The organism is Aetokthonos hydrillicola CCALA 1050 (assembly GCF_017591665.1).
Classification (GTDB): domain Bacteria; phylum Cyanobacteriota; class Cyanobacteriia; order Cyanobacteriales; family Nostocaceae; genus Aetokthonos; species Aetokthonos hydrillicola.
Window position 1 is genome coordinate 1 of record NZ_JAAKGC010000097.1, and the last position, 24,235, is coordinate 24,235.

Below are 24,235 nucleotides of genomic sequence, written 5' to 3' on the forward strand. Positions count from 1 at the left end.
AAGTCGACGTGAAGTAAGGCTCAACCTCGCCTTGTTTTTGCAATTCAGCAAGTGCTGCCCATAATTCTTGATAGTTGTGAGGTTTCAAGTTATCAAATAACTGATAGGGGAATTTATCGCCCCTGGTCAGTTCTCGCAAAATCTCCTCCTGTAAGTTCCTCATTATTTGACAAACCTCCCCACTTTTGCTCTATTGCCCAATTCCAACGGCTGCGGATTCAGGTTCAATTCACGAACACAATTCAAGCAAAAGGGATGCCCCTGAATAAATGTGTATGGTATTTGTTCAATGCGGCACTCTTTGCATTGATAAGGTTGAGAACCTGGGTAAATGTATAATTCGTCTGGTAGTCTCTTAGTCTTAGCCATCTCTACGAGAATCTCCCCTTTTTCTTTTCGGTTTAAAAACAAAATTGTTGTTTTTTCTAAAACCACTAAAATTAAGCGATTTTAGATCTGCTTTAAATATTTGAACGTCACTCTTCTCAAGTTCTTCTATCGGTACTCCAATATTGAGAAGAGTTGGATCGACGTAATATCTAACGCATTGATAATAATCCATTAAAAACCTCCTATTTACGCTGCGATATTGTTAAATACCCCTATGTGTTCAATCAACATTTGAAACATTGTCCAGCTAGCCCCATTTCCCACAACTTCTTGAGCTAAAGATTTCTTGGATGGCAACCAAATCTTATCCGCAGTCTGAGCATCCCCAAAAAACCTTAAACAAGCGTGAGGGGTTATAGAGAATATTTTGTTGTCGTCAATGACGTTTGCCACGGACGAATGGTAACTAGCTGTCCTCCCTAACGCCCTGATTGTGAATGCAGGCTCGTCGGGATTGTAGATGCGATCGCTATTCCTACACCCTCCTGCGCGTTTAATTAATGCCTTAAAAGTAGAATGACTTAATTCGGGGAATTTCTTTTTTTGCCAATTGGCGAGGTGTGTTTCGGGAAGTGTCGGAATCGAATCTTCTATTGCTTTATACCATCCCACACGAGCGCATTCTGGTGGTGTGATATTCCTGTAAGAGTCGCCCAATAACCCCACACCATATAATCTCATTCTTGATTGTGCAACTCCCCAATCCGCGCAATTTAATTTGTAATATTTGAAATAGTAACCGCATTCAGCAAGCGCTTTTTCAATGAGTTTAAAAGATTGAAATTGCCTATAACGCCATACATTTTCTATCAAGAATACCTTGGGCAGTTTTGTCCTAATAATTTCAGATGTTGCTATTCCAGCCGATACATCATCCTCGGTTTCTCCCCATTTTTCACCTTGCGCTATGCTGGCATTTTTGCAGCTGAGGGTGGCTACAAGACAATCAATGTCAAATAGTTCTTGGGGGTCGCAATCCTCCACACGTTTCACATATAAGCGACCATAATGATTCATCCGGTAACATTGGGCAATTTCTTGGTCGCATTCTATTGCCCAAACTGGCACGCCACCAGCGGCAATAAGCCCGTGTAAATGCATGCCCATCCCACTTGCTATTGACCCTACGCGGAACATGATTCTTCCTCCTTTATCCGCCATTCAATTGCACTTTTACCCTGCCTCTTTAGCCCACAAATTTTCCCATCTTCTTCCAATGATCGCAGCATTTCCAGCGTGCGATTTCTTCCCAAGTTTATTAGTTCCATTAATTGGTTCGTATTCGCGTTCACAGAGCGCAAAGCTTCTAAGATTTGAGATTCTCTTGCTAGCCCCTGGACTTCGTGATAGTCGGCTTTTACTTGAGCAATTTCTGCACTTGTAAGTTCGGTCGAACGCTTTAATGATACTGGCTGCAATCCAGCTTCTTTGACGCATGAAGAACAAACGGGAAATCCATTTTTGAAAGTGCGTGGAATTGAGTGTTCCTTACAAACAGAGCATTTATAAACCGTGCTTCCTGGGTAAATATAGAGGGTTTCTTTTATGCCACTCATGATGCCACCTCCATAACTAAATTAATTTCATCGGGTGATTGTCTTTTTTTAAATGAAGTGCCATCGGGACGAAACCAGTTAACCCAATAATCGCTGCTTATTACCCCGACTATTTCACCTTTAAGCCCATATTCGGCATCAAAAGGATCGCCATTGACACGAGAAACATGGGAGCCAATTTTAAAACTGTGATTTGCTTCTATGAGTCGCTTAATTTGTATCCTTTCTGTTGGTGTTAGTTCTGTCCAAAGGTTCGGTTTTATTGATGCCCACTCTTGGGCAATTGGATCGAATTCTTGCCAAGTTTGGGCATGAGCTAAAGCTTTTCTATATTTGGTTAAACCAATTGGGACTAGATTTTGCAAGACTTGCCCGATTAACATCATTGCTTCTGGCATTGTTTCGGGATCTGGCGGTTTGAGCGCAAGACTTCGCAAGTGCAACTGAATGGGGAATTTTTCTAAGGTGGATATAACTTCTTTATTTACAACCTTGGCTGCTTCGTCGCTCAAAGTTCCTTGCCATTTTTGGTTGGGGATATCAGCTACTGCGTGTTCAAGTCGCTTTATCTCAGAGCGCAGGAATTCATTCTCAGCTTCAAGCTTCCGTAGGTTTTGCAATGCTTGGACTTCTTGAAGTAGTTTTGTGTTTTCGGTTAATTGGATCGCATAGGATGCCTGTAGCTCTTCGTATTCAAGTTCTAGCTCTATCGGTGCCTTGTTTCTGGCTGATTGAAACTTGAGTTCATAGTCTTGTGTTAGTTGTTTCATCTCAAGCTCGTGTTGTTTTTTGATGAATTCGACATCTTCAAGGGTGAAAATTTGCTGCTTGGGGATATTGTCGGCTTGTTGCTCTTCGCTCAAAAATTTCGCTCCTATTAGTACAGTTGAACCATCCTCTACTTCACACATCAGTTGACCAGGAGAGGACTCGTATTTAACCCTGCATTTTTGTCCTGCAAGGTGAGAGTGGTTTTGGGAAATGGTGAGCCAAGGGTTTGGTTCAGTACCCGTCAGGTCATCTAGGCTTGGCTCTTCTACAACCTCAAATGGCTTCTCGAGTATGTGTACTTTTTTATGGGCTTTGATAATTCTCTTAGCATCTAGTACGGTTACTTTCTCGCCGTCGAGCGCCGCTTTTATGATCTCGTCCCTTGCTTCTTCTGGGGTTGAGGGGGCTGCTAGTTCGTATAAGACGGTGGGGGCGATCGCTAGATTTGGGAAATTTTGGGTAGCCAAATGGGAAATTATTTCCCATTTGGCTTGTAACATTTTTGCAACGTTTATAAATCCAGATGCCGATCTGCGGTCAATCCCTAACTCTTTACCTATCCACTCAATGAACTTTCCATGCCCCAGCATCTCTTTGGCTTCTATCAGGTTCAGCCCAATGTGGTAGAGGTCTTCTACCGTGCGCTTTAGTCTGCGCTTGGTATCCTCGGCTAATTCTTGCAGGCGATCATTGTTAACATCGGATGAATTTTCAGTGATTTGTGTTTCGAGGGTGTTGTTTTCAGTAGTGATACTTGCTAGCATATTCACCTTCTTTTTTTTGTTTTGTAGCCGCGTTGTAGCGCGGCTGTTTTTTTGGATTGATTTAATTGATACATTGAAAATTGCGATTAATCTTGTTAATTGGTTATGTCTACTTAATCCCGCTATTATTTGTTACCAATAATCCTCAAAAGTCTTGTCTGCTAATTAACCTGCTCTTTGCTGGCAAAGAGGGAGAGGAATTTTTCTTGTCACAATTAAGCGTTTTTTTAGAGAAAAATGGCATAATAGAGACAAGTTTTTCATTACGGTTTGTCGACTTCTTGAAGTTATCAAGCCTTAAGGAAGCGCGATAACTTCAATGTGGTTGTTTAAGTAATTGATTGAGCGTCGCTAGTGGCTGGAATCATGGGCGGCGCTTAATTATTTGTGGGATTAATGTTTCATAGCTTTATTTGCTTGATAGCTGGTATAAATTTTAGTAAGGTAGATTTGCACCGATTTTTCGTGCTGGCAAGCGAGCAACTGACGAGCGCGAGTATTCGGGCTTGTGTCTTCGTTAAGCCGCGTTTCTTCGGCGACTGCGATTGTTGAACCGTCGTTCAGGCGGTTCAGCCAATCGAGCCTCACATTTAGCTATATGGAACTGGTATCGCGGTTTTTCGGAGCCAGTCGCCCGAATATCGCGAACTTCAGAACCGATGCGTAATAAACCGTTGCGAACCATGTCCCGCAGCTGCTCTGGGGAGTCTAATCCTAAGTGCATGAACGCTGGGTCAGTGTCATACCACTGCCTTACGGATTGTTGCTCCAAAGAAACGCCTAGCATTTCTGCCAAAATTTCTTTAATGAGAGCTTTAAGTTGGCTTTTGGGAATAAACTCATCTGCCATAACACCGATCCTTAGTTGCTGATTGACTGAACGGGACATACTTTGTCCAAGTATTCAGTAAGCGCTTTTGTCACCACGGAACTCTCCCACATCCCTTGTTCGTACGCATAGTCTTCTAGCCTTTTCAAGATTTCTACCGATAAAGATAGTTGCTTGTATTTTTTTGAACCTCTTTTCATGATAGCTGCTCCGTTCAATTTTGAAAGCTGCATTATATTAATGTACATTACAAATGGAAGATTGCAATGGAAAACATTGATAGAAGCTTTCATAAGGGGCATCATGTAGAGTGGTTAAATTTTTTTTCCGTGCTGCTGATGGACACAGAAGTTCGACGACGACTAGCCGAAATAATCAAAAAAGCGAGAGGCAAGAGAAGTCAGCGCGACTTTGCAAAAGCTTTAGGCGTGAGCCAAGCTGCGGTCTTATCATGGGAAAAAATGGAATCTTTCCCAGGGACTGATAGCATGAAAGCGATCGCGACATCTGTAAGCATGTCTCTTGATGAGCTATTGCTTTATCTTGAAGGTGAAACCGCGCAAGTAAATCGTGTTCCAGCGCCTAAGGTAGCAGAAGACGCTCTATCTTTTATTGAGCATTTGAATCGAGAAGAACAGATTCGCTTGATCAAGTTACTTGTTGACAAAGTGACAAGTAAAGAATAGCTACAACCGATAGGACGAGGTGCATCTGCTTAATAACTGTAAGCTTTATTTTTTTTAATTTTTACAACGTACATGGGTAGAACACTGTACACTTATTCAGGATTAGCTAAATTGGGACAAATCGTCAGAACAGCTAGAGGACGCAAGTCTGTGCGGAGCTTTGCGCGTAAGACTGGGCTTAGTCATGCGACTATTACCCGCCTGGAGAACGAGGAGGTGAAAGAACCAGAAATAGCAACGCTACAAAAGTTAGCGCCGCACGTTGGCTACAACAAAGAAGAATTGATCGCTATATGTGAAGATAGTCCCAGAAAATCAGAAGTTAGAATATATCGATTGGCTGAGGAGGTATTACCAATCATTGAACAACTGCCAAATATTGAAGCGGCGAAAATAGCACAAGCAATCATTGCTAGACTCGTTGAGTGAGTGTGATCGCTTTTTAATTAGGTGCTAGCCTCAAGCTTTCCTCAAACACCCGTCGCTTTTCCGCTCCAGAAATCCAGCGGTTGTAGATTCTCAAAAAAACGGCTGGATCATGTCCCGTCCAATTGGCGGCGATCGCCACTGGTATCTTATACTCGGTTGACAACCTGATACAGAATGCGTGCCGTAAACAGTAAGCAGTGAATGCCAATTCTCTGCGCGCAAAAGTTTTACTTATTCTCTGCCCATACTCTTTGTAAGTTCTCCCGGTAACTGGGGGAAGCTGAATTTGTGAAAGATTCCAATTAACTGCCCATTGGGGATGATAAGGGTAAAGTTCACGAGAACCGGTTTTACCCTCCAATACTTTACAAACATGGGGCGCTTGGGGTGATATTTCACAAAAGAATGCTTCGTGAGGACGCAAACCGTAAGTAGCCAGTACCCCATACAACCATTGCCAGTCTGGGCGATCTTCAAAGAGCGATCGCGCAGCAACAATTTCTGTTGCTGTGGGGATATAACGCGGTTGAGTCTCACTGGTTCCATATCCACCAGTGTAGGGCGATAGGTCTACGGTAATGCCAGCAAACTTAGCTAGTGCTGTTAGTTTTTCACAAACAAGTTTCCTTTTTCTGGTATTGGCGGGAACGCCACATACAGCTTCTACTAAATTACTGGGTGTTAATTCCCCTGAAAGTAATTTAAAAGCTGGTGAATAATCTGATTTCCACGTATTTTGGGTTTGTGGTGTATTCCCCCTCCGTCCAAAATAATCTTTTTCAAATTGGGTTATCCAGTATTCACTGTTTAGTTTTTCGTTGCTGTCGGGTATGTCTAAGTATTGCCCCCAATCAAACTCTCCACTAGCAATTCTCCCTCCTAATAATTTAGCTTCGGCTTCTGCTTTAGCGAAACCTGCGGGATTGGCATAAATTCCTAAGCTAATCTTTTGCTGATGCCATTCCCGTTTATTGCTTCCGGGTTTGGGTGGTAGTGTAGCTTGAAGAGAAAGGCGATCGCCTCTTTGTTGGACTGTGACTCCAATACGTCCTGCTTTTAGCCGTTCGTTTACCGCTTCTAGTGTTAGCCTTGCCAAATGTCTTAGATCTGTCTTAAAAAGTTTCTATGTTCAAGGATATTTTGGCATGTTTTGGCATATTATTGACACCGAAAAACGTAGAAACCCGGCTACTAGAAGACGTTGTTTAAGTAGAAAAGCCTTTAACAGCAAGGGTTTCAATTTAAAAGCCAGCAGTCAGGATTGAACTGACGACCTTCCGATTACAAGTCGGATGCACTACCGCTGTGCTATGCTGGCGTGTGTACGGAATTTGTAATATTGCCGCAGCGATTTCTAATTGTATCACAGCTATTCTCGTTGTCAAGCGTCTCAATAAAAAAGAAATGGGAGGGCTGTGAAACTATCAAAGTATCATGACTAATTCAAAAATAATCTCCTGCAATCTTTGCGCTAGGTCATTGAAAAGAACAGGTCTACGACGCTTAGGGACAAACACAAAATGATAATTGATTGATGATACCGAATTTTCAGTTCGTCAGTATTCGTAATCCTACGCACGAAAGTTTAGGCATTGTTTAAATTTACTATTGATAATACACGTTGTTTCTATTATAATTAGAGATAGGAGGTGATGACAAATTGTATCGGACAATTCCTGTAAAAGCGAAATTCACTGAAGAAGAAAAAGCGTTTTGGATTGACCAATGTCAGCACGCAAATAGCTTAACTAATTCAGCAATTTATTATGTTAGGCAAACGCACTACGCAAGATTAGAACAAGCAGAAAACGCATTTACAACCTATTGGCGTGGCGATGAGTTGCGTTATGGGTGGAAAACTTCTAAGTGCTATACAACTTACCCAGAATTGGATAAAGCGCTTAAGGATAATCCACACTACAAAGCGTTAGCTGCACAAGCAGCACAACAAACTTTAACAGGGGTAGCAGAATCTGTCGCCTCGCATAACGGATTGGTTGAGCTTTACTACCAAGGGGAAGTGGATAGACCGTCTTTGCCTAGCTATCGCACAAAAGGGGGTCTTGCTGCTGTTACGTTCCCGTCTCAACTACTGCGATACGTTGATGGGTTTGTTATTCCTCCTATTAGTAGGGAAACAAAACCAGAACTCATTACAGACATCAAGCTTCCACTGCCCAACTTTATTGATTTTGATTGGATAAAAGAAGTCAGGGTGCGTCCATGCTTAGGTGAGTTGTGGATTGATTGGCTCATTGAAGATGGGAAACAACCAATCGATGATAATCCAAGCCTTGATTACTCACAAGCTTGGGGGTTTGACCACGGTGGAACTAATTGGTTAACAGGTGTTTCGACTCGCGGTAAAAGCCTTATCATTGATGGCAGAAAGCTTAAATCAATGAATCAAGGTTATTCGCGATTGGTTGCCAAATACAAGGAGGGTAAGTCCGATTTTTATTGGGATTCCAACCTTGATAGAATCCAGCGCAAGCGCAATAACCAGATGAGAGACGCCATTAATAAAGCTGCGCGTTTTATTATCAACCAGTGCTTACACGACAAGATTGGTAATCTTGTTATTGGTTGGAATTCACAGCAGAAAAACAGTTCCAAGATGGGTAAAGTGGGCAACCAAAACTTTGTCCCAATTCCCACAGGCAGATTGATTGAGCGCTTAAAGCAGTTGTGTCCAGAGTACGGTATTGTACTCACAATCACTGAAGAAGCGTACACCTCCCGTGTCTCGTTTTTGGATGATGATAGCCTCTACAAGTTTGGTGAAAAACCCAACGGATGGAAACCATCAGGTCAAAGAGTCACACGCGGAACATACAAAAGCGCCAAAGGATTTTTAATCAATGCAGACTGCAATGGCGCGTGCAATATCATCAGAAAAGTAGCCACACAGCTAGGTGTTAGCCTCGCCGAGGTGGGTAGAGGGAGCTTGGCACTCCCGCAACGAATTGATCTGTTTACCCGTTTAAGCCGATCTTATCGTAAATCAGCGTTGCGTAGTGTGGCTTTAGCCCACGTAGCAACATCGATTTAGAATCCCCTGTGTTTCCAACCAGGTGAGATGTCAAAATTGTTCTTTAAAGATTGGAAGCATGGCAGCCTTAAGTCAAAGAGATTTATTAAGTTTGGCGGATCTCAGCCCGGAAGAAGTTCAAGATCTTCTGCAAATGGCGACTCAGCTAAAATCACAAAAGCTGAAGCTACAGTGTAACAAAGTTTTAGGTCTATTGTTTTCTAAAGCCTCGACGCGGACGCGGGTGAGCTTTACTGTTGCTATGTATCAGCTGGGGGGACAAGTCATAGACTTGAATCCGAATGTCACTCAAGTGAGTCGTGGTGAACCAGTACAGGATACAGCACGGGTATTGGAGAGATATTTGGATATTTTGGCAATTCGTACGTTCGCACAACAAGAATTGGAAACTTTTGCTAACTATGCCAAAATACCCGTAATTAATGCCCTAACCGATTTAGAACACCCCTGCCAAGTCTTAGCGGATTTGTTGACAATTCAAGAACGCTTTGGCTCTTTTAAGGGGTTAACCTTAGCTTATCTTGGCGACGGTAATAATGTTGCTAATTCTTTAATGATAGGCTGTGCTTTAGTAGGGATGAATGTCAGAATCGCTACCCCTAGCCAATATGAACCAAATGCTGCCATTACTGAAACAGCACGCTCTATAGCAGGTAACAAAACTGAAGTTATCCTCACCCATAACCCAGAAGTAGCCACAAAAGGTGCTAGTGTACTTTACACTGATGTTTGGGCGAGTATGGGGCAAGAGTCAGAAGCGGATAATAGAACGCCAATTTTTCAGCCTTATCAAATTAACGAGCAATTATTAAGCCTTGCTAAACCAGAGGCGATTGTTTTGCATTGTTTACCGGCGCATCGTGGTGAAGAAATCACTGATGAAGTTATCGAAGGTTCTCAGTCAAGGGTTTGGGATCAGGCGGAAAATCGTCTCCATGTTCAAAAAGCTTTGCTTGCAAGTATTTTAGGCGCAAAGGAGTTGTAGAAACCAGAGAATGAAGAATGGGATAATTTTGTATGAATATGATTCATATAAAAATTATTTCCATCAATCTGCGCTTAAATTTTAAAATATATTGTGCATAAGGTTGTTTTTTGTAGTACTAATGTTCTAGGAACATTTGTATTTTCCTCCCTACAAATTTATGCAACGTCTCACAGAAGCGCAACAAGAACTTTATGATTGGCTAGTGGAATACATCCGATTGCACCAGCACTCGCCTTCAATTCGCCAGATGATGTTGGCTATGAATCTTAAATCGCCAGCACCAATCCAAAGTCGCCTGGAACATTTGCGCGTTAAAGGATATATAGAATGGAATGAGGGGAAGGCGCGAACAATTCGGATTGTGGCTCCTGTAAAGCAAGGAATTCCAATTTTAGGCACGATCGCCGCTGGTGGTTTAATAGAACCCTACACTGAGACTTTGGAAACTCTAGATATTGGAAATCTACCTTTACCTCCTCAAACCTATGCTGTGAGGGTAACAGGCGATAGCATGATTGAGGATTTGATCGCAGAAGGAGATTTGGTATTTCTACGCCCAGTGCTAGAACCAAGTCAACTGAAAAATGGTACTATCGTTGCCGCGAGAGTGGATGGATATGGTACTACCTTAAAGCGATTTTATCGCCAAGGCGATCGCGTCACTCTTCAACCTGCTAATCCTAAATACAACCCCATTGAAGTAAACGCTTTTAACGTACAGGTACAAGGTTCCCTGGTTGCTGTTTGGCGTAGTTACAACTGATACAGCAGGAGTCAGGAGTCAGGAGTCAGAAGTCAGAAGTCAGAAGTAAAAAGGTCTTTCTGCTTGGCTTTTAGACAAAAGCATTGTACCTCACTTACCTGCAATCTGCTGTAGATACACCCTCGGTTAGGGGAAAAAAGCTCCCCTAACCGCCACCCTCCATCCCTCAATCCCTCCTCATTCATGTATTTACTCAAAAATAAAGTTAAGGAACAGCCAAGTTTTCGTCTCAAAATACCATTTGTAGGCGAAAGCAAGGGTACTTATAATTACCAGCCATTACCAGGATGTCCGAAAATGCCGTTATCTCTGCAATTGCGGGGATATCAAAGACAAGCCATTAACAACTGGTTTGCCAATAATGGTAGAGGCACGCTGAAAATGGCGACTGGTAGTGGTAAGACAGTCACTGCGTTGGCGATCGCCTGCGAGTTATACAAGCAAATTAAGTTACAAGTCTTGTTAGTAGTTTGTCCATACCGCCATCTTGTCACCCAATGGGCGAGAGAATGCGAAAAATTTAACTTGCAACCGATTTTAGCCTTCGAGAATTTACATAATTGGCAAAGCCAACTTTCTACCCAACTTTACAACTTGGCTTCTGGTTCTCAAACTTTTTTAACAATTATTACTACAAATTCTACTTTGATTGGAGTTGGGTTTCAATCTCAACTCAAATATTTTCCAGAAAAAACTTTAATCATTGGAGACGAAGCACACAATTTAGGCGCACCTAAGTTAGAAGAAAGTTTACCACGCGGCATTGGATTACGACTCGCTTTGTCTGCAACGCCGGAAAGGTATTTTGATGAAAGCGGAACTCAATCTTTATTTGATTACTTCGGTTCAGTTCTTCAACCAGAGTTTACCTTAAAAGACGCTATTAATCAAGGTGCTTTAGTTCATTATCTTTACCATCCTATACTAGTTGAATTAACAGAAGCAGAAAGCCACGCCTATAACAAAATAACAGAAAAAATTCGACGATCACTTCTATATCGAGAAAAGGAAGATCTTGTCTTAGGCTATTATGAAGACAACGAAGATTTAAAACCTTTGTTGATGCAGCGCGCACGATTAATCGGTGCTGCTGAAAATAAGTTAAATGCTTTGCGAGATTTAATGATCACTCGCCGAGAAACAACACATACCCTTTTTTATTGCAGCGACGGTTCACAAGAAATAGGACAGCGTTCTAGCTTACACCAACTCAAAGCCGTTGCTAAAATTCTAGGGGTAGAACTTGGCTATAAAGTTAGTACCTACACTGCTCAAACAACCTTACAAGAACGGGAAGTTTTGCGTCGTCAATTTGAAAAAGGCGAATTACAAGGATTAGTAGCAATTCGGTGTTTAGATGAAGGGGTCGATATTCCCGCCATTCAGACGGCTGTGATTTTGGCAAGCTCTGGCAATCCTCGCCAGTTTATCCAGCGACGAGGACGAGTCTTGCGCCCTGCACCAGGTAAAGAGCGTGCGACAATATATGATATGATAGTACTGCCACCAAATCTAGATCGCAAAACTTTAGAAGTTGAGCGTAATTTGCTCCGAAAGGAATTACTAAGATTTGTTGAGTTTGCTGATTTAGCTGACAACGCGGGTGAAGCAAGGATGAAGCTTCTGTCTTTACAGAAGCGATACGGGTTATTGGATATCTAAGCAATAGTGTTCTCTGGTGAGGAGTGATATAGCGATTAAGTTTTGCTCTAATTTATTAGCAAAAAGCGACGGAAGACCCGTAGGTTGAGTATTTTTGGGAACTTTGTGTGATTTACTCTCTTCGCCTCTTGTCCATACTTTTGCATAATGCATAACTATAAAACTATGAAGCGATTTACTTTAATCTTTTTAACAGTTCTTTTAGGAACTGGATCCGTTTTGGCTCTTTCTCCAAATGCTGATGCTTCTCGAGGAGATTGGGATAGAGATCGTCATGATCGCGATCGCGATCATTGGCGTGGTCGTAATGAATGGCGCGGTCGCGATCATTGGCGTGGTCGTAATGAATGGCGTGGTCGTGATAAATGGCGCGATCGCGATCGCTGGCGTGGTCGTGATGAATGGCGTGACCATGGTCGCCGCGAGTGGCATGACCGTCGCGGGTATGATAAGTACTAGATGTTAGTTTACTGCATTAAGTACTTGTCATACCAAGCCAGGTAACGCTCTAATTGGTCACGCATGTAACTTGGGTTGCTAATACCATGAGACTGTCCAGGGTAGATAATTAATTGAGTGTCAACACCTATGCTTCTTAACGCCTGATACATTTGCTCAGAGTTGAGCAGTGGTACTTCAGCATCCTGCTCGCCGCACAGAAACAGCGTTGGTGTGCCGATTCGGTCAGCGTGCAGAAAAGGGAAAGATAGACGCAACCAGGTGTTGAGATTTTTCCAGGGTACGCCTAACTCTTGCTCGTAGTCACGAACATAAGCGTCAGTACCGTACCCTGCTAAAATATTTGATGTACTCGCACCGCTAATTGCTGCTTTAAAACGTTGATCCTGAGCGATAGTATAATTCGTCAGTATACCACCGTAGCTCCATCCACCAATCCCAAGACGGGATGGATCCGCTATACCCTGTGCTATAGCGTAATCAACAGCAGCGAGAATATCTTGAGCATCCTTATTCCCCCAGTCTGCGTATATAGCTTTTGAAAATGCTTCACCTCGTCCTGAACTGCCGCGCGGGTTAGGTGCTAAAACAACGTAACCATGAGCTGCAAAAATTTGCAAGTCGAACATGAATTGGTTTGTGTACTGACCGACTGGTCCACCATGAATTCGGACGATTGTTGGGTATAGCTTTCCTGGTTTAAAGTCTGGAGGTGTAACGATAAAGCCGTGAATTTGTGTACCATCTTTACTATTGAAACTAATCTCTTTGGTATTACCTAGCTTCAGCTTTGCAAGCAGATCTTGGTTTTGATGAGACAATAAGCGTAAATGGTTGTTTGTGAGCGCAAAGACTTCGTTCGGTTCTTGTGGTGTTGACGATAGCAAGGCGATCTTCTCATTACGGCTTAAATCGAAGGCGCTCACATTCCTACGTCCGCTCAGTAGCCGTTGCACTTTACCACCAGTTACTGAAACCTTCGCCAAATGAACGACTTGATCATCTTCAAGCAGGAAGACAATTGATCTACCATTGGCTGTGAAGCGTGGCTTGGCTATGTTACGGTCAATTGTTGGAGAAAGTAGGCGAGGTGAACCACCGGAGGCTGGAATAACTGCAAGTTGGTGAACAGCGTACTCAATCAGTTTCTGTGCACCACCTTGGAGATAAGCAATTAACTTTCCATCCGGACTCCAGACTGGTCTGCTATTCCAGGATGGATCGCTGTCTGGTCCATCGAAGGTGGTGAGTTGGCGTGCTTTTGCACCTAGCTTTGCTTCGATGACGTATACATCCCAGTTATTGTGGCGGTCAAAATCTGCACCCCTCTTGGTGACAAAGGCAATTTTCTTACTATCTGGTGACCAAGAGGGTAAATATTCGTTGAAATCATCTTGTGTCAGGATATCTGCTTTGCGGTTTGCCAGGTTTAACAAGTAGATATGGTCACGCTTTTTTCCAAGATATCCGCTACCATCCTCCTTAAACTGAAAGCGATCAATCACGATTGGTGGTGGGGTTTTGCTCTCTTGCTTGTCGTCAGGATCTTCCGCGACAACAGCTAGCTGTTTACCATCAGGTGACCAAACAAAATCAGAAACACCTCCTTTGAAGTCTGAAATTCTCTCAGCTTCACCACCAGCAAGATTCAAAAGCCAAATCTGATTGCTTCCACCTTCGTACTGTCGGCTAGAGAGAAAAGCCAGATACTTACCATCTGGACTGAACCGAGGGAAGTACTCACTATCCTTGCTAGTCGTGAGGCGCAGGGTTTGGGAGCCATCCCACGAACTCATGTAAATATCGTTGTCCCTGGTGTTGTTCTTAACATTAACATTTTCTACGGTATGGGCGATCCACTTCCCGTCTGGGGATATTTGAGGATCGCTAACTTTGTGGACAGAGAATTGATCATCAAGGGTTAGTAGACGCTTCTCCAGTGCCTGAACTTGAGGAATATTTGAACTGAGTAAGGCAACTATTACACCACAGAGTAATGGCAGTTTCCTAAGCTTTGTTATGTTCTGTGTATCGTGGTTAGACATTTTAACTTACCTGGTTTAAAAAAAGACATTGTTTTAATTGAATTTGGGAACAATAACCAAAGGAAATAATGACTGTGGAGTGGGGCAATAGTGACTGTGCAATTAACTGGCTATCAAATTCTCGACCAACTCTATGCAAGTAGCAGAGTTGAGATCTATAAAGCAAAGGAACTAGCAAACCAAAAACCTGTTGTAGTAAAACTGCTTAAAAGTGAGTATCCTAGCTTTAGCGAATTGGCACAATTTCGTAATCAGTATAATATTGCCAAAAATATCAATTTACCAGAAGTTATTAAAACCTACAATATAATCCCTTATCGTAAAAGTTACGCGCTGATCATGGAGGACTTTGGAGGGATCTCTCTCAAGACAATGATCAAGAAATGGGGGAGAATGGGTGAAAGTACCGAGAAGCTGGAGGACTTTTTTGCGATCGCCATCCAAATCGCTTCAGCCTTGGATGGACTTTACCGGCACCGCATCATCCATAAAGACATTAAGCCTGCTAATATCCTGATTAATCCTAGCACTAAGCAGGTTAAACTGATTGACTTTAGTATCGCTTCTCTGTTGCCAAAACAAACCCAAACAATTATCAGTCCTAATCTTCTAGAAGGTACCTTAGCCTACATTTCACCAGAACAAACCGGACGAATGAACCGAGGAGTGGATTACCGTAGTGACTTTTATTCCCTGGGTGTGACTTTTTATGAACTGCTGACAGGACAGTTACCTTTCCAATCAAGTGATCCGATGGAATGTATACACTGTCACTTAGCTAAACAACCACCCTCAATCTCTAGCATTTGTCCCAATGTTGCACCCATTCTGTGTGATTTGGTGGATAAGCTGATGGCAAAAAATGCAGAAGATCGTTATCAGAGTGCTTTAGGATTAAAACATGACCTGGAAATTTGTTTAGTTCGGTTGCAAAATACTGGTACGATAGAACCATTTAGATTAGGGCAAGAAGATTTGTGCGATCGCTTCTTGATTCCTGAAAAGCTTTATGGTAGAGAAGCCGAAGTGCAAATTTTGTTACAAGCATTCGACCGAGTTGCACAACAGGGAAGTACAATTCATTCTCCAGCTACTGGTAAAAGTGAATTGATGTTGGTGGCGGGATTTTCGGGCATTGGTAAAACTGTCGTTGTTAACGAAGTCCATAAGCCAATTGCCCGGCAACGAGGATACTTTATTAAAGGTAAGTTTGATCAATTCCAACGCAATATACCTTTCTCTGCTTTTGTGCAAGCCTTGCGTAACTTAATGATACAACTGCTGGCACAGAGTGACACCCAACTACAACAATGGAAAATCAATATTCTGAAAGCCTTGGGGGAAAATGCTCAGGTTATTATTGATGTAATTCCAGAATTAGAAAGCATAGTTGGTCAACAACCCCCCGTTGCAAAACTTTCTGATCATGCTGCACAGAATCGCTTTTACTTACTATTTCAAAAATTCATTCAGATATTTAGCACAAACGAGCATCCTTTAGTGGTCTTTCTGGATGACTTGCAATGGGCTGATTCTGCATCCCTAAAATTGATGCAAGTGCTAATGAGTGAAACTAATACTCAACATCTATTAATCATAGGAGCTTATCGCGATAACGAAGTTTCTGGGGCACACCCTCTCATGTTAACGCTCTTAGAAATGCAGAAAGCACAAATTACGATAAATGCAATTACCCTTGCTCCTCTTACTCTAACCTCTCTTAATCAGCTAGTTGCAGATACTTTGAATTGTTCTTTAGAGTTAGCATTGCCCTTAACAGAGTTGGTGATGACTAAGACTAAAGGTAATCCGTTTTTTAGTACTCAGTTTCTTAAAGCACTATATGAAGATAAGCTAATAACATTTGTTAGAACAGATAGCAATACATCGATTTTTTCCTATAGCCATAACATCGATAAAACTATTTCAAGAAGAGGGTATTGGCAGTGTGATATTGCTCAAATAAGAGCCACAGCCATTACAGATAATGTAGTTGATTTTATAACACAACGGATACAAAAATTGCTGCCAACGACCCAGCAGGTCTTAAAGTTAGCAGCTTGTATTGGTAACCAATTTGATTTGAATACACTATCAATTGTATATGAGAAATCTCAGGGAGAAACAGCAGCAGATTTGTGGCAAGCGCTACAAGTAGGGTTAGTAATTCCCAAGAGCGAACTTTATAAATTCTTTCAAGATTCAGGAAATCAAGCCTTCTACTCACTACCAGTAGATCATCACTCTCCAGTTGTTTATAAATTTCTACACGACCGTATTCAACAAGCAGCTTATTTTCTGATTCCTGAAAGTGAGAAAAAACTAACTCATTTAAAAATTGGACAACTGCTACTGTATAATATTCCTAAACAGGAACAGCAAGAGCGAATTTTTGAAATTGTCAATCAATTAAATATGGGCCTTGAGTTCATAACTCAACCATCTGAGAAAAATGAACTAGCAAGTTTGAATTTAATCGCGGGCAAAAAAGCTAAAGCTGCTACCGCATATTCGTCAGCTATTGGGTATTTGAGAGCAGGAATTCAACTTTTAGGATCTGATTCTTGGCAAACACAGTACGATTTAACTTTATCTTTCTATGAGTTAGCTGCAACAGCAGCTTACCTGAGTGGGAATTTTGACCAAATGAATCACTTCGTAGAGGTAGTTTTGCAAAAATCCAATACACTTTTGGATACTATAAAAGTTTACGAAGTCCAAATAGAATCTTATGCTGCGAGACATCAACTTATAGAGGCGATAAATACAGGTCTTAAAATTCTTAAGCTCTTAGGGGTAGAGTTTCCAGAAGAACGAACTCATGCAAATCTTATGGTAGAGCTACAAAAGATAAAATTGGCATGGGAAGAGAAAGGGTTGTCAGAGTTGATTAACCTACCTTCTATGACTGATTCCAATAAGTTAGCTGCTATGAATATTTTGTCAAGTATCTCAGCAGCTTCCTATTTAGGAATTCCTGAACTATACGCTTTAGTGGTATTAAAACAGGTTGAGTTATCTTTAAACTATGGTAATACTTACATTTCTGCTCATGGGTATGCTACTTATGGGCTAATTCTCTGTGGTGAAGTAGGAGATATTAAAGCAGGAAACCAATTTGGTCAACTTGCTTTACAGTTGTTACAAAAGTCCAACGCTAAGGAACTAGAAGCAAAAGTAGGCTTTATCGTTAATTGTTTTATTCGACATTGGCAAGAGCCATTAAGAAACCTTTTGCAACCAATACAATTAGCTTATACTCTAGGTTTAGAAACAGGTGATTTGTCGTCCACTGGGTATTGTGCATTCAAATACTGTGCCTATTCTTATTTTGCAGGAAAAGAATTACCAGAGGTTGAGCAGGAAATCACTGAATTTAGTGGGATACTTTCTCAACTTAATCAAATGACAACATTCAATTACTGTGCAATCCATCATCAGGCATTTTGGAATTTGATGGAAACTTGTCAAAATCCAACGATGCTTCAGGGTAATTTTTATGATGAAGAAAAAATGTTACCATTTCATCAGCAAGCGAATGATAGAAATGGTATTTTTTACTTGTATTTCAATAAACTGATTTTAAGTTACCTGTTTGAAGAGTATCACCTAGCAATAGAAAATGCTGTCCTAACAGAAAATTGTTTGTCAGCAGCCAAAGCATTACCACAAGTTCCAATATTTTACTTCTATGACTCTTTAGTAAGATTAGCTATATATAAAAATGTTACTCAACATGAGCAATATGAGATTCTGTTGAAGGTTAATACTAACCAGAAAAAAATGCGTAGTTGGGCAGATAATGCTCCAGAAAATTACTTACATAAATTTTATCTAGTTGAGGCAGAACAGTATCGGATTTTAGAACAAAAGATTGAAGCCATAGAAATGTATGATCGCGCTATTGGCAGTGCAAAAGAAAATAACTTTCTACATGAAGAAGCACTTGCTAATGAACTTGCTGCAAAATTCTATATAGAATGGGGTCAAAAAAATCTTGCAGACAACTACATGCTCGAAGCATACTATTGCTATAGTCGTTGGGGTGCAAAAGCAAAAGTAGAAAGTTTAGAAAAACGCTATTCTGAGTTACTGACACCAATCTTGCATCCTAAGTCTGTTATGTCTGAAACTGGTTTCAACTCTTCATTTTCGATGGAGCAAACTTTACAAACGATTACTACTAATGATAGCCTCTTTAAGGCATTGGATTTAGGTAGCTTGTTAAAAGCTTTGCAAAGCTTGACTAGCGAAATTGAACTGTCAAAGTTGATCGCTACCCTAATGCAAGTCGTTTTAGAAAATAGTGGTGCACAAAAAGGTTCACTGGTATTGCTGAAGGGCGATCGCTTACTAATCGAAGCTATAGAAGAAGCTTCTAACCCTGAACCTTCAAATATTCTCCAATCTATCCCACTTGAGGAGAGCGATCAAATCCCTGTAACTGTCCTCAACTACGTCAAACGTACAGGGCAAACTTTAGTACTCAATAATGCAGTGAGTCTACCTACTTTTGCGAGAGATCCTTATGTTCTCCAAAATCAACCAAAGAGTTTACTGTGTACGCCTCTTTTACATCAAGCAAAGTTGATCGGCTTGCTATATTTAGAAAACAAACTCACATTAGATGCATTTACAAACAACCGTGTGGAACTTCTTCACCTCCTGTGTTCTCAAGCAGCCATTTCTCTAGAAAAAGCTCAGCTTTATCAAGACTTGCAAGAATCGGAAGCCAGAGAACGAGAAAAAGCCACACAGTTAGAACAATCTCTGCAACAACTACAACAAGCACAACTACAACTAGTGCAAAATGAGAAAATGGCTACTTTAGGCAATTTAGTTGCAGGGGTTGCGCATGAAATCAACAATCCTGTCGGCTTTATTGAAAGTAATATCGAATACGCGCAAGAGTATATTCAAGACATCCTCACACATTTGGAACTTTACAAGCAAAGGTTTGGTGATCCTGGGAAGGAGATTATAGCTCACGCTGAGCAAATTAGTTTGGACTTCTTACAAGAAGATTTGTTAGCGGTGATTGCGTCTATGAAGACAGGCGCTGAACGCATAGCTAATATCAGTACTAGCCTTCGTACATTCTCCAGATCTGACACTTCTCATAAGGTTGCTTGTGATATCCATGATGGAATTGACAGCACATTATTGATTCTCAAGTACCGTTTGAAAGCCAGCGATCGCCATGCTGCTATTGAAGTGGTTAAAGACTATGGCAACTTACCGCTGGTGGAATGTTTCCCAGGACAGATTAACCAAGTGTTTATGAATATTCTCGCCAATGCTATAGATGCTATTGACGAGACGATGGATAATCAATCCCCAATTCCCACCATTCATATTCGTACTAAAGAATTACCTAATAACCAAGTTGCTATCCTTATTAAGGATAATGGACCTGGAATGTCAGAAGATGTTAAAAGTAGAATCTTTGATCACTTGTTTACAACTAAATCTGTTGGTAAAGGAACAGGATTAGGATTGTCAATTGCTCGCCAAATTGTAGAAGAAATTCATCAAGGTCAGATCAGCTGTATTTCTACTTTAGGAGAGGGAACAGAATTTATAATTCATCTACCGGTACAAATTTCTGAGGAATAACAGATAATTGAATAATAGGTGTTACAGTAATCGCAATTTTGGGTTAGGATGACTGCATTTATCAAATTCTGAACACCTTATTTACCAACTTTCGGCATTAAGCACCGATCTGTAATAGCTGCGCAGGTTGAGAAGTTTCGGGTAATCATCTCTGTAGAGTTTGTGTTTGGTTGTGTGATCCAAATTGCTGCAACCGTAAAGGTAAGGACGACCACCTAAAGCACAGCAGGTGACCAGTGCATTTTGCGGAGAATCCAGAGATTTTGCGAGCAAAACTGGATGCCAACGGTTAACCATTGTATACATTCCAACACTAAATAAAAGTTCCCCTGGTGGTGCTGGCAGAAATGCAAAGTTTGTATAGTTACTTGGTCGGCGAATCATCAAGATGTACATTGCCTTAAGCGTTTCAGATAATGGAGGTTCTGCTAATTGCGGCTCCAGAAATTGCATGAAGCGGACTATACCATCGTAATTAAAAATGTAATCTGTCCATAGCCGTACATGATCGGAGAACGAAGATAACCAAATATCTCTGCGAGTGTGAATTTTAAGCGGAAAGTCTTGATGAACGCTAATTTCGCCAGAGTCCTGAATAAGTTTTGATTCGAGGCGCGAGGGATTGAGTTCTTTCTCATTGCTAAAATAGCCATATTCCGAGGAAATTTCTTCGGGATAAATGTATCCATTAAAGTGCTGTATTCCATTGTCTGGTGAGGCGATTTCTGGTAAAAAAGACAGCATTTCCGAGAGACTGGAGTGCTTGCGTTTAATAACATGTGTGTATTGACAGTGTTGGTCAGTCTTCATGACAACTTTCTCAATAATTCCAACCTGTCCTAGTCCAGCTAAGGCAAATCGAAACAAATCTCCATTCTCTTGAGGGGAACACCAAATACTGCGCCCATCAAGTTGGATTAGGCGTAAACGGGAGACATTATCAACCTGAAAACCACTGATAATTGAATTCATGCCTATCCCGCCAACGGATAAAGTTCCGCCAACGGACATATCTAAATAATCAGTGAGGACTTTTGTCTGTCTTCCAGATTGATTCAGTAACAGTTCCACTTCTCGCCAACGGCTGCGTCCAGTAACTTCTACAAGATTTTCCGAAAGCCACTCTGCCTGCGCTTCTGGAATAAAGTTTTTCAGAATGATCCCACCATTACAAAGGCTTTGTCCATTGCAGGAGTGTCCAGCACCACGTACCGTGATTGGAATGTCATTGTCTTGAGCAACTTTTAAGGCATGAACTATGTCTGCTTCGCATGTTGCTGTCACCAAAATACTGGGTTGTTTGTGCCTTAATCTTCCAAAGTCAGCTTGATAGGACTCAGGTACTATGTCTGTAACTTCTCCTACAATACCTTGACGAAGTTGAGTAATGATTGAAGCTAATTGTTTAGGCATTTGTGTATCTTAGCAGCGTTATTTAAGTTCATTCTCAGAAGAGCGCGCAAATTGTCTCCTTGTGTTGAGGAAATCACTTCATTTGAAGAAGGAGAGGAGAATCCTGTACCATCGTTGATGATTTTGACGTTAGCCGCCATTCTTAGCATTTGCTCTCGAAATTCTGGATAATCGTTGTATGTATCAATTTTCCGAAAGTTTCGATCATAAAATTCGATTCCATTGAAGAAATTCATGATCAGATAGTCGCCTTCATACCAAATAAACCCTCGCGTAGTCATAACTATATCTTGGTAACTGTCAATAAACTGTTTCCAAAAACTGTTAGTACTTTTGGGAACAACTAAAATCTCTGGTAATCCTTGCTGTGGAGAGTTATCTCCTAAACTAGCGTGGAGTTTGTAAGAAGTGATAAATGACCACTTTTTGCCTTGTCCTAATTCATCTGTCTCCACGCATTCTAGAAATTTCGGCTGCACAGGTACTGAAAAAGGGAAAGGATCGCCCATCTTTCTCAACCATCCCAAGTTATCACGATTCCCAAACTCACTAAACACTTCCGGTAAAACCCGTTCGCCATTAACAGGAGGGATGATGTATAGACCAAAAAATGCATGAAAATAAGGGCTAGTAGGATCGAAATGTGCTGAGTATGTAGCACCAGGATTTGGGGTTGGGAATAATAAATAACTGCTTCCTTTATAATCCTGAGTGAGACCACCAGCAGAAACTTGTTTCCAGTGAGGCTCCATGCTTTGACAGAAAATTCTAGGAAGCCATCCTGACTCTACTAAGAATGCTGGACGTGGATTCCATCCGCGCAAGTTAAAAACAATCTGTGAAGCAGGCACCTTTTTTGCAATCTCTGGAACTTGTTGCTCGCTTTTAAGCATTGTGTTGTGTTATCAGTTATGAACTTGTTAGTAATTTATTTGCTCGTCAGCATTCATGAGCGAATTTTGATTGTGATATAACATGGCAACATCACCTTCTGTTAAATAGTATCCTTTGCTTGAGAACCAAGTTTGTAAACAATTTGCATCTGTGAAGGGTAGGACGGCTTCTAGTTCCTTTAGCAATTCAAAATTGATAGTGATGTCAGAGATAAAGTCAGTGTAAGTTTTCATGTTATTTTGTGAATAAATTGTTATATCGAATCATTTTTTAGAGGAGTTGCCAATTGGTGCAATTGATTAGCATAACCATCTAATCCTGCCAATCTAGCTGCATTCTCAGCTTCCCTCAGTTTCATCACAATCAAAGAAATAAACTGAGGCAGGATTTGTTCTTGTTCAAGATAAAATTGAAGTTGTTTCCACTCGTCTGTATCTTCATTTTTACGCGAACATAGCAACCATAGATTCTGAAATTTTGGTGGTAGGATGTGGTAGATTCCAGACATTTCACCTGAAATAGCATCGACGGAGCAGTCTCGTAGATCGTCAAGTAATCGCCACGCAATCCCAAAGCACTCGTATGCTTGGCGAATAGCAATTGGATCACATCCAGTCTTCTGAGCAACAAGCATAGGGATAACTAGTGTGGTACTCATTTGCTTACGAAATATCTCGCAGTATGCATCAATTCCATTGACGTCTTTTGAAGATTGGATACTACTAAAATAAATATCAATAAGTTGCTGTACTAGCTCGTTACCGCCAGGTAGTTGCTGACCAAGTTTTGCTGCTATTTGGGAAAACGTCATCCATCCCTGAGTTCTGAGTTGTAATAGCAAATGACTCGTGGGTATTTGACCATCTGCCAGGTGGTCATCAAGCATATGCAAAAAATAAGCTATTGCTTGGGCGCAAAATGCACTTTCTAAATCCTCACTTGACAACACAGGGTTTGCTCGCTGCGTCCAGTAGATGATTGACCAGCTAGGAGCATAAAATTTTGTGAAGAAATTCAGTAGGTTTGACAGCCTAAAGCCAGTATAATACCGCTGAATAGTGATAATTGCTGAATCTCTAATAGAAGCTGGTAATGTCCGGCATAACTCCACCAGTTGACCATTGATTGAAGAAAGTACAGCTAACTGTTCTTGTTCAAGGGATACTTCTCCAAAGTTGGCTACTTTGCATTGATCTACTGTTAAGAATTTAGGTTTCTTATTTAAAGAAGATTCTAAAAGTTTTATAGTAGTCATTTGCCTAAATGGGGTAAAGTTACACGATAGGAGCTTTATATCTAAAATATAGATACAATAGTGCCAACCTACTTAAATGCTTGGATTTAACTGTAGCGAATAGCTTATTGTTAATAGTTCAGTGGTAGTACTGGAGTTTGTTAAACTTTCTTTTAAATCAAGCAAGCAGTCAAATCGGTAGAGTCATGAGTATGTAAAAAGAAGTAGAATTAATTAAATTAAGTTCTCAAAGAATTTAAGGGATAATACATAAATTAATTTAATTCTTTAAACAATAAATTACTTTTTTTCATTGGGAGTTTAATTGGTGAATATAAAATTTTTGTAAATTCTATTTTTAGCTTAAATGTTGAGCGGTTTGATTTAGAAGATACGGCACACTGCAGTACTCAGTATAGAATTTAGTAATTCCATTTGTGATACCTTAAGAAAGCTGCTTGTTTATCAAGGGTGGGAGAGAGAACTATGGGAGCTTGTGTTAGACGGAACATCATAACGCGGCAAACGTCTTGATTGAGAGTACGGAAGTTCATATAGAATAAATAGAACCTGATATACATCGGCACTAGTTCACCCCAGGATGCTGCGTAGTAAGCGTGGGTAAACCTGTCGGGTTGCGCCGTGAGCTTGGGAGTTTGGTTTTGTATTTTGTTCAACAAAGAA

The 24,235-nt window shown here is 41.0% G+C and carries 19 protein-coding genes, 1 tRNA gene and 1 pseudogene; 8 read left to right on the forward strand and 13 right to left on the reverse strand.

From position 1 onward, the window contains the following. Window positions 1-576: 576 nt before the first annotated feature. The 4 genes from G4P69_RS30010 to G4P69_RS30025 all read right to left on the reverse strand — a co-directional run bounded on the left by G4P69_RS30010 (window position 577) and on the right by G4P69_RS30025 (window position 4,370). Window positions 577-1,527 carry a DNA cytosine methyltransferase gene (locus G4P69_RS30010; RefSeq protein WP_208346220.1) on the reverse strand — a complete coding sequence of 317 codons (951 nt, stop codon included), beginning with the start codon at window positions 1,525-1,527 and terminating at the stop codon, window positions 577-579. Beyond that, entirely contained in the window at window positions 1,515-1,946 is a 432-nt protein-coding gene (locus tag G4P69_RS30015) for a hypothetical protein (RefSeq protein ID WP_208353238.1), read from the reverse strand. Before G4P69_RS30015 ends, G4P69_RS30010 begins: the two co-directional genes overlap by 13 nt. Then, the gene (locus G4P69_RS30020) at window positions 1,943-3,481 is read right to left on the reverse strand and encodes a DUF3102 domain-containing protein (RefSeq protein ID WP_208353241.1); all 1,539 of its coding nucleotides are present in this window, start codon (window positions 3,479-3,481) and stop codon (window positions 1,943-1,945) included. Before G4P69_RS30020 ends, G4P69_RS30015 begins: the two co-directional genes overlap by 4 nt. A 517-nt stretch (window positions 3,482-3,998) precedes the next feature. Continuing rightward, window positions 3,999-4,370, reverse strand: coding sequence for a hypothetical protein (locus tag G4P69_RS30025; protein ID WP_208344592.1), 372 nt, complete (start codon window positions 4,368-4,370; stop codon window positions 3,999-4,001). A gap of 206 nt (window positions 4,371-4,576) precedes the next feature. Here G4P69_RS30025 and G4P69_RS30030 point away from each other — a divergent pair, with 206 nt between their 5' ends. After that, a complete protein-coding gene (locus G4P69_RS30030; protein ID WP_208344593.1) occupies window positions 4,577-4,996 on the forward strand; it encodes a helix-turn-helix domain-containing protein in 420 nt (139 codons plus the stop codon). Window positions 4,997-5,068: 72 nt separating this feature from the next. Further along, window positions 5,069-5,425 (forward strand): helix-turn-helix domain-containing protein, encoded by a 357-nt coding sequence (locus G4P69_RS30035; protein ID WP_208344594.1) that lies wholly within the window; start codon window positions 5,069-5,071, stop codon window positions 5,423-5,425. 13 nt (window positions 5,426-5,438) lie between these two features. Here G4P69_RS30035 and G4P69_RS30040 read toward each other — a convergent pair whose 3' ends face one another. The 3 genes and pseudogenes from G4P69_RS30040 to G4P69_RS39600 form a co-directional block, all read right to left on the reverse strand. After that, a complete protein-coding gene (locus G4P69_RS30040) occupies window positions 5,439-6,521 on the reverse strand; it encodes a site-specific integrase (protein WP_208344595.1) in 1,083 nt (360 codons plus the stop codon). Between the two features lie 150 nt (window positions 6,522-6,671). Further along, window positions 6,672-6,743, reverse strand: a tRNA-Thr gene (locus tag G4P69_RS30045). Between the two features lie 121 nt (window positions 6,744-6,864). Further along, window positions 6,865-6,957, reverse strand: a pseudogene (locus G4P69_RS39600) (transposase); the annotation flags it as partial. Between the two features lie 128 nt (window positions 6,958-7,085). Here G4P69_RS39600 and G4P69_RS30055 point away from each other — a divergent pair. From G4P69_RS30055 to G4P69_RS30075, 5 genes are all read left to right on the forward strand, one after another. Further along, the gene (locus tag G4P69_RS30055; protein WP_208344596.1) at window positions 7,086-8,477 is read left to right on the forward strand and encodes an RNA-guided endonuclease InsQ/TnpB family protein; all 1,392 of its coding nucleotides are present in this window, start codon (window positions 7,086-7,088) and stop codon (window positions 8,475-8,477) included. A 58-nt stretch (window positions 8,478-8,535) separates the two neighbouring features. Then, a complete protein-coding gene (argF, locus tag G4P69_RS30060; protein ID WP_208344597.1) occupies window positions 8,536-9,462 on the forward strand; it encodes an ornithine carbamoyltransferase in 927 nt (308 codons plus the stop codon). Window positions 9,463-9,622: 160 nt separating this feature from the next. After that, window positions 9,623-10,228 (forward strand): transcriptional repressor LexA, encoded by a 606-nt coding sequence (gene lexA / locus G4P69_RS30065; protein ID WP_208344598.1) that lies wholly within the window; start codon window positions 9,623-9,625, stop codon window positions 10,226-10,228. Between the two features lie 183 nt (window positions 10,229-10,411). Further along, window positions 10,412-11,890, forward strand: a complete 1,479-nt coding sequence (locus tag G4P69_RS30070; protein WP_208344599.1) for a DNA phosphorothioation system restriction enzyme — start codon at window positions 10,412-10,414, stop codon at window positions 11,888-11,890. A gap of 165 nt (window positions 11,891-12,055) precedes the next feature. After that, a complete protein-coding gene (locus G4P69_RS30075; RefSeq protein WP_208344600.1) occupies window positions 12,056-12,349 on the forward strand; it encodes a hypothetical protein in 294 nt (97 codons plus the stop codon). Window positions 12,350-12,357: 8 nt separating this feature from the next. Here G4P69_RS30075 and G4P69_RS30080 read toward each other — a convergent pair whose 3' ends face one another. Next, window positions 12,358-14,394: an alpha/beta hydrolase family protein gene (locus G4P69_RS30080; RefSeq protein ID WP_208353244.1), complete on the reverse strand. Its 2,037-nt coding sequence runs from the start codon at window positions 14,392-14,394 to the stop codon at window positions 12,358-12,360. A gap of 90 nt (window positions 14,395-14,484) precedes the next feature. On the opposite strand from G4P69_RS30080, the gene G4P69_RS30085 reads away from it, so the two are divergent. Beyond that, window positions 14,485-20,010, forward strand: a complete 5,526-nt coding sequence (locus G4P69_RS30085) for an ATP-binding sensor histidine kinase (protein ID WP_310833457.1) — start codon at window positions 14,485-14,487, stop codon at window positions 20,008-20,010. A gap of 81 nt (window positions 20,011-20,091) precedes the next feature. Here the strand turns inward: G4P69_RS30085 and G4P69_RS30090 are convergent, their stop codons facing one another. From G4P69_RS30090 to G4P69_RS30110, 5 genes are all read right to left on the reverse strand, one after another. Continuing rightward, on the reverse strand, window positions 20,092-21,423 hold the full coding sequence (locus G4P69_RS30090; protein WP_208353264.1) for an FAD-binding protein: 1,332 nt from the start codon (window positions 21,421-21,423) through the stop codon (window positions 20,092-20,094). Then, on the reverse strand, window positions 21,408-22,316 hold the full coding sequence (locus G4P69_RS30095) for a hypothetical protein (RefSeq protein ID WP_208341629.1): 909 nt from the start codon (window positions 22,314-22,316) through the stop codon (window positions 21,408-21,410). The genes G4P69_RS30090 and G4P69_RS30095 overlap by 16 nt, the downstream gene beginning before the upstream one ends. 27 nt (window positions 22,317-22,343) lie before the next feature. Beyond that, window positions 22,344-22,550, reverse strand: a complete 207-nt coding sequence (locus G4P69_RS30100) for a hypothetical protein (RefSeq protein WP_208341630.1) — start codon at window positions 22,548-22,550, stop codon at window positions 22,344-22,346. A 20-nt stretch (window positions 22,551-22,570) separates the two neighbouring features. Further along, on the reverse strand, window positions 22,571-23,572 hold the full coding sequence (locus G4P69_RS30105) for a hypothetical protein (protein WP_208341631.1): 1,002 nt from the start codon (window positions 23,570-23,572) through the stop codon (window positions 22,571-22,573). 401 nt (window positions 23,573-23,973) lie between these two features. After that, window positions 23,974-24,235 (reverse strand): hypothetical protein (locus tag G4P69_RS30110; RefSeq protein WP_208353267.1); only part of this gene is annotated, 262 nt, incomplete at its 5' end.

What these genes read in the sequence shown, in the direction of transcription:
- G4P69_RS30010 (WP_208346220.1), bottom strand. Translation starts at nt 1,527, where the DNA reads ATGTTCCGCGTAGGGTCAATAGCAAGTGGGATGGGCATGCATTTACAC.
- G4P69_RS30015 (WP_208353238.1), bottom strand. Translation starts at nt 1,946, where the DNA reads ATGAGTGGCATAAAAGAAACCCTCTATATTTACCCAGGAAGCACGGTT.
- G4P69_RS30020 (WP_208353241.1), bottom strand. Translation starts at nt 3,481, where the DNA reads ATGCTAGCAAGTATCACTACTGAAAACAACACCCTCGAAACACAAATC.
- G4P69_RS30025 (WP_208344592.1), bottom strand. Translation starts at nt 4,370, where the DNA reads ATGTCCCGTTCAGTCAATCAGCAACTAAGGATCGGTGTTATGGCAGAT.
- G4P69_RS30030 (WP_208344593.1), top strand. Translation starts at nt 4,577, where the DNA reads ATGGAAAACATTGATAGAAGCTTTCATAAGGGGCATCATGTAGAGTGG.
- G4P69_RS30035 (WP_208344594.1), top strand. Translation starts at nt 5,069, where the DNA reads ATGGGTAGAACACTGTACACTTATTCAGGATTAGCTAAATTGGGACAA.
- argF (WP_208344597.1), top strand. Translation starts at nt 8,536, where the DNA reads ATGGCAGCCTTAAGTCAAAGAGATTTATTAAGTTTGGCGGATCTCAGC.
- lexA (WP_208344598.1), top strand. Translation starts at nt 9,623, where the DNA reads ATGCAACGTCTCACAGAAGCGCAACAAGAACTTTATGATTGGCTAGTG.
- G4P69_RS30070 (WP_208344599.1), top strand. Translation starts at nt 10,412, where the DNA reads ATGTATTTACTCAAAAATAAAGTTAAGGAACAGCCAAGTTTTCGTCTC.
- G4P69_RS30075 (WP_208344600.1), top strand. Translation starts at nt 12,056, where the DNA reads ATGAAGCGATTTACTTTAATCTTTTTAACAGTTCTTTTAGGAACTGGA.
- G4P69_RS30080 (WP_208353244.1), bottom strand. Translation starts at nt 14,394, where the DNA reads ATGTCTAACCACGATACACAGAACATAACAAAGCTTAGGAAACTGCCA.
- G4P69_RS30090 (WP_208353264.1), bottom strand. Translation starts at nt 21,423, where the DNA reads ATGCCTAAACAATTAGCTTCAATCATTACTCAACTTCGTCAAGGTATT.
- G4P69_RS30095 (WP_208341629.1), bottom strand. Translation starts at nt 22,316, where the DNA reads ATGCTTAAAAGCGAGCAACAAGTTCCAGAGATTGCAAAAAAGGTGCCT.
- G4P69_RS30100 (WP_208341630.1), bottom strand. Translation starts at nt 22,550, where the DNA reads ATGAAAACTTACACTGACTTTATCTCTGACATCACTATCAATTTTGAA.
- G4P69_RS30105 (WP_208341631.1), bottom strand. Translation starts at nt 23,572, where the DNA reads ATGACTACTATAAAACTTTTAGAATCTTCTTTAAATAAGAAACCTAAA.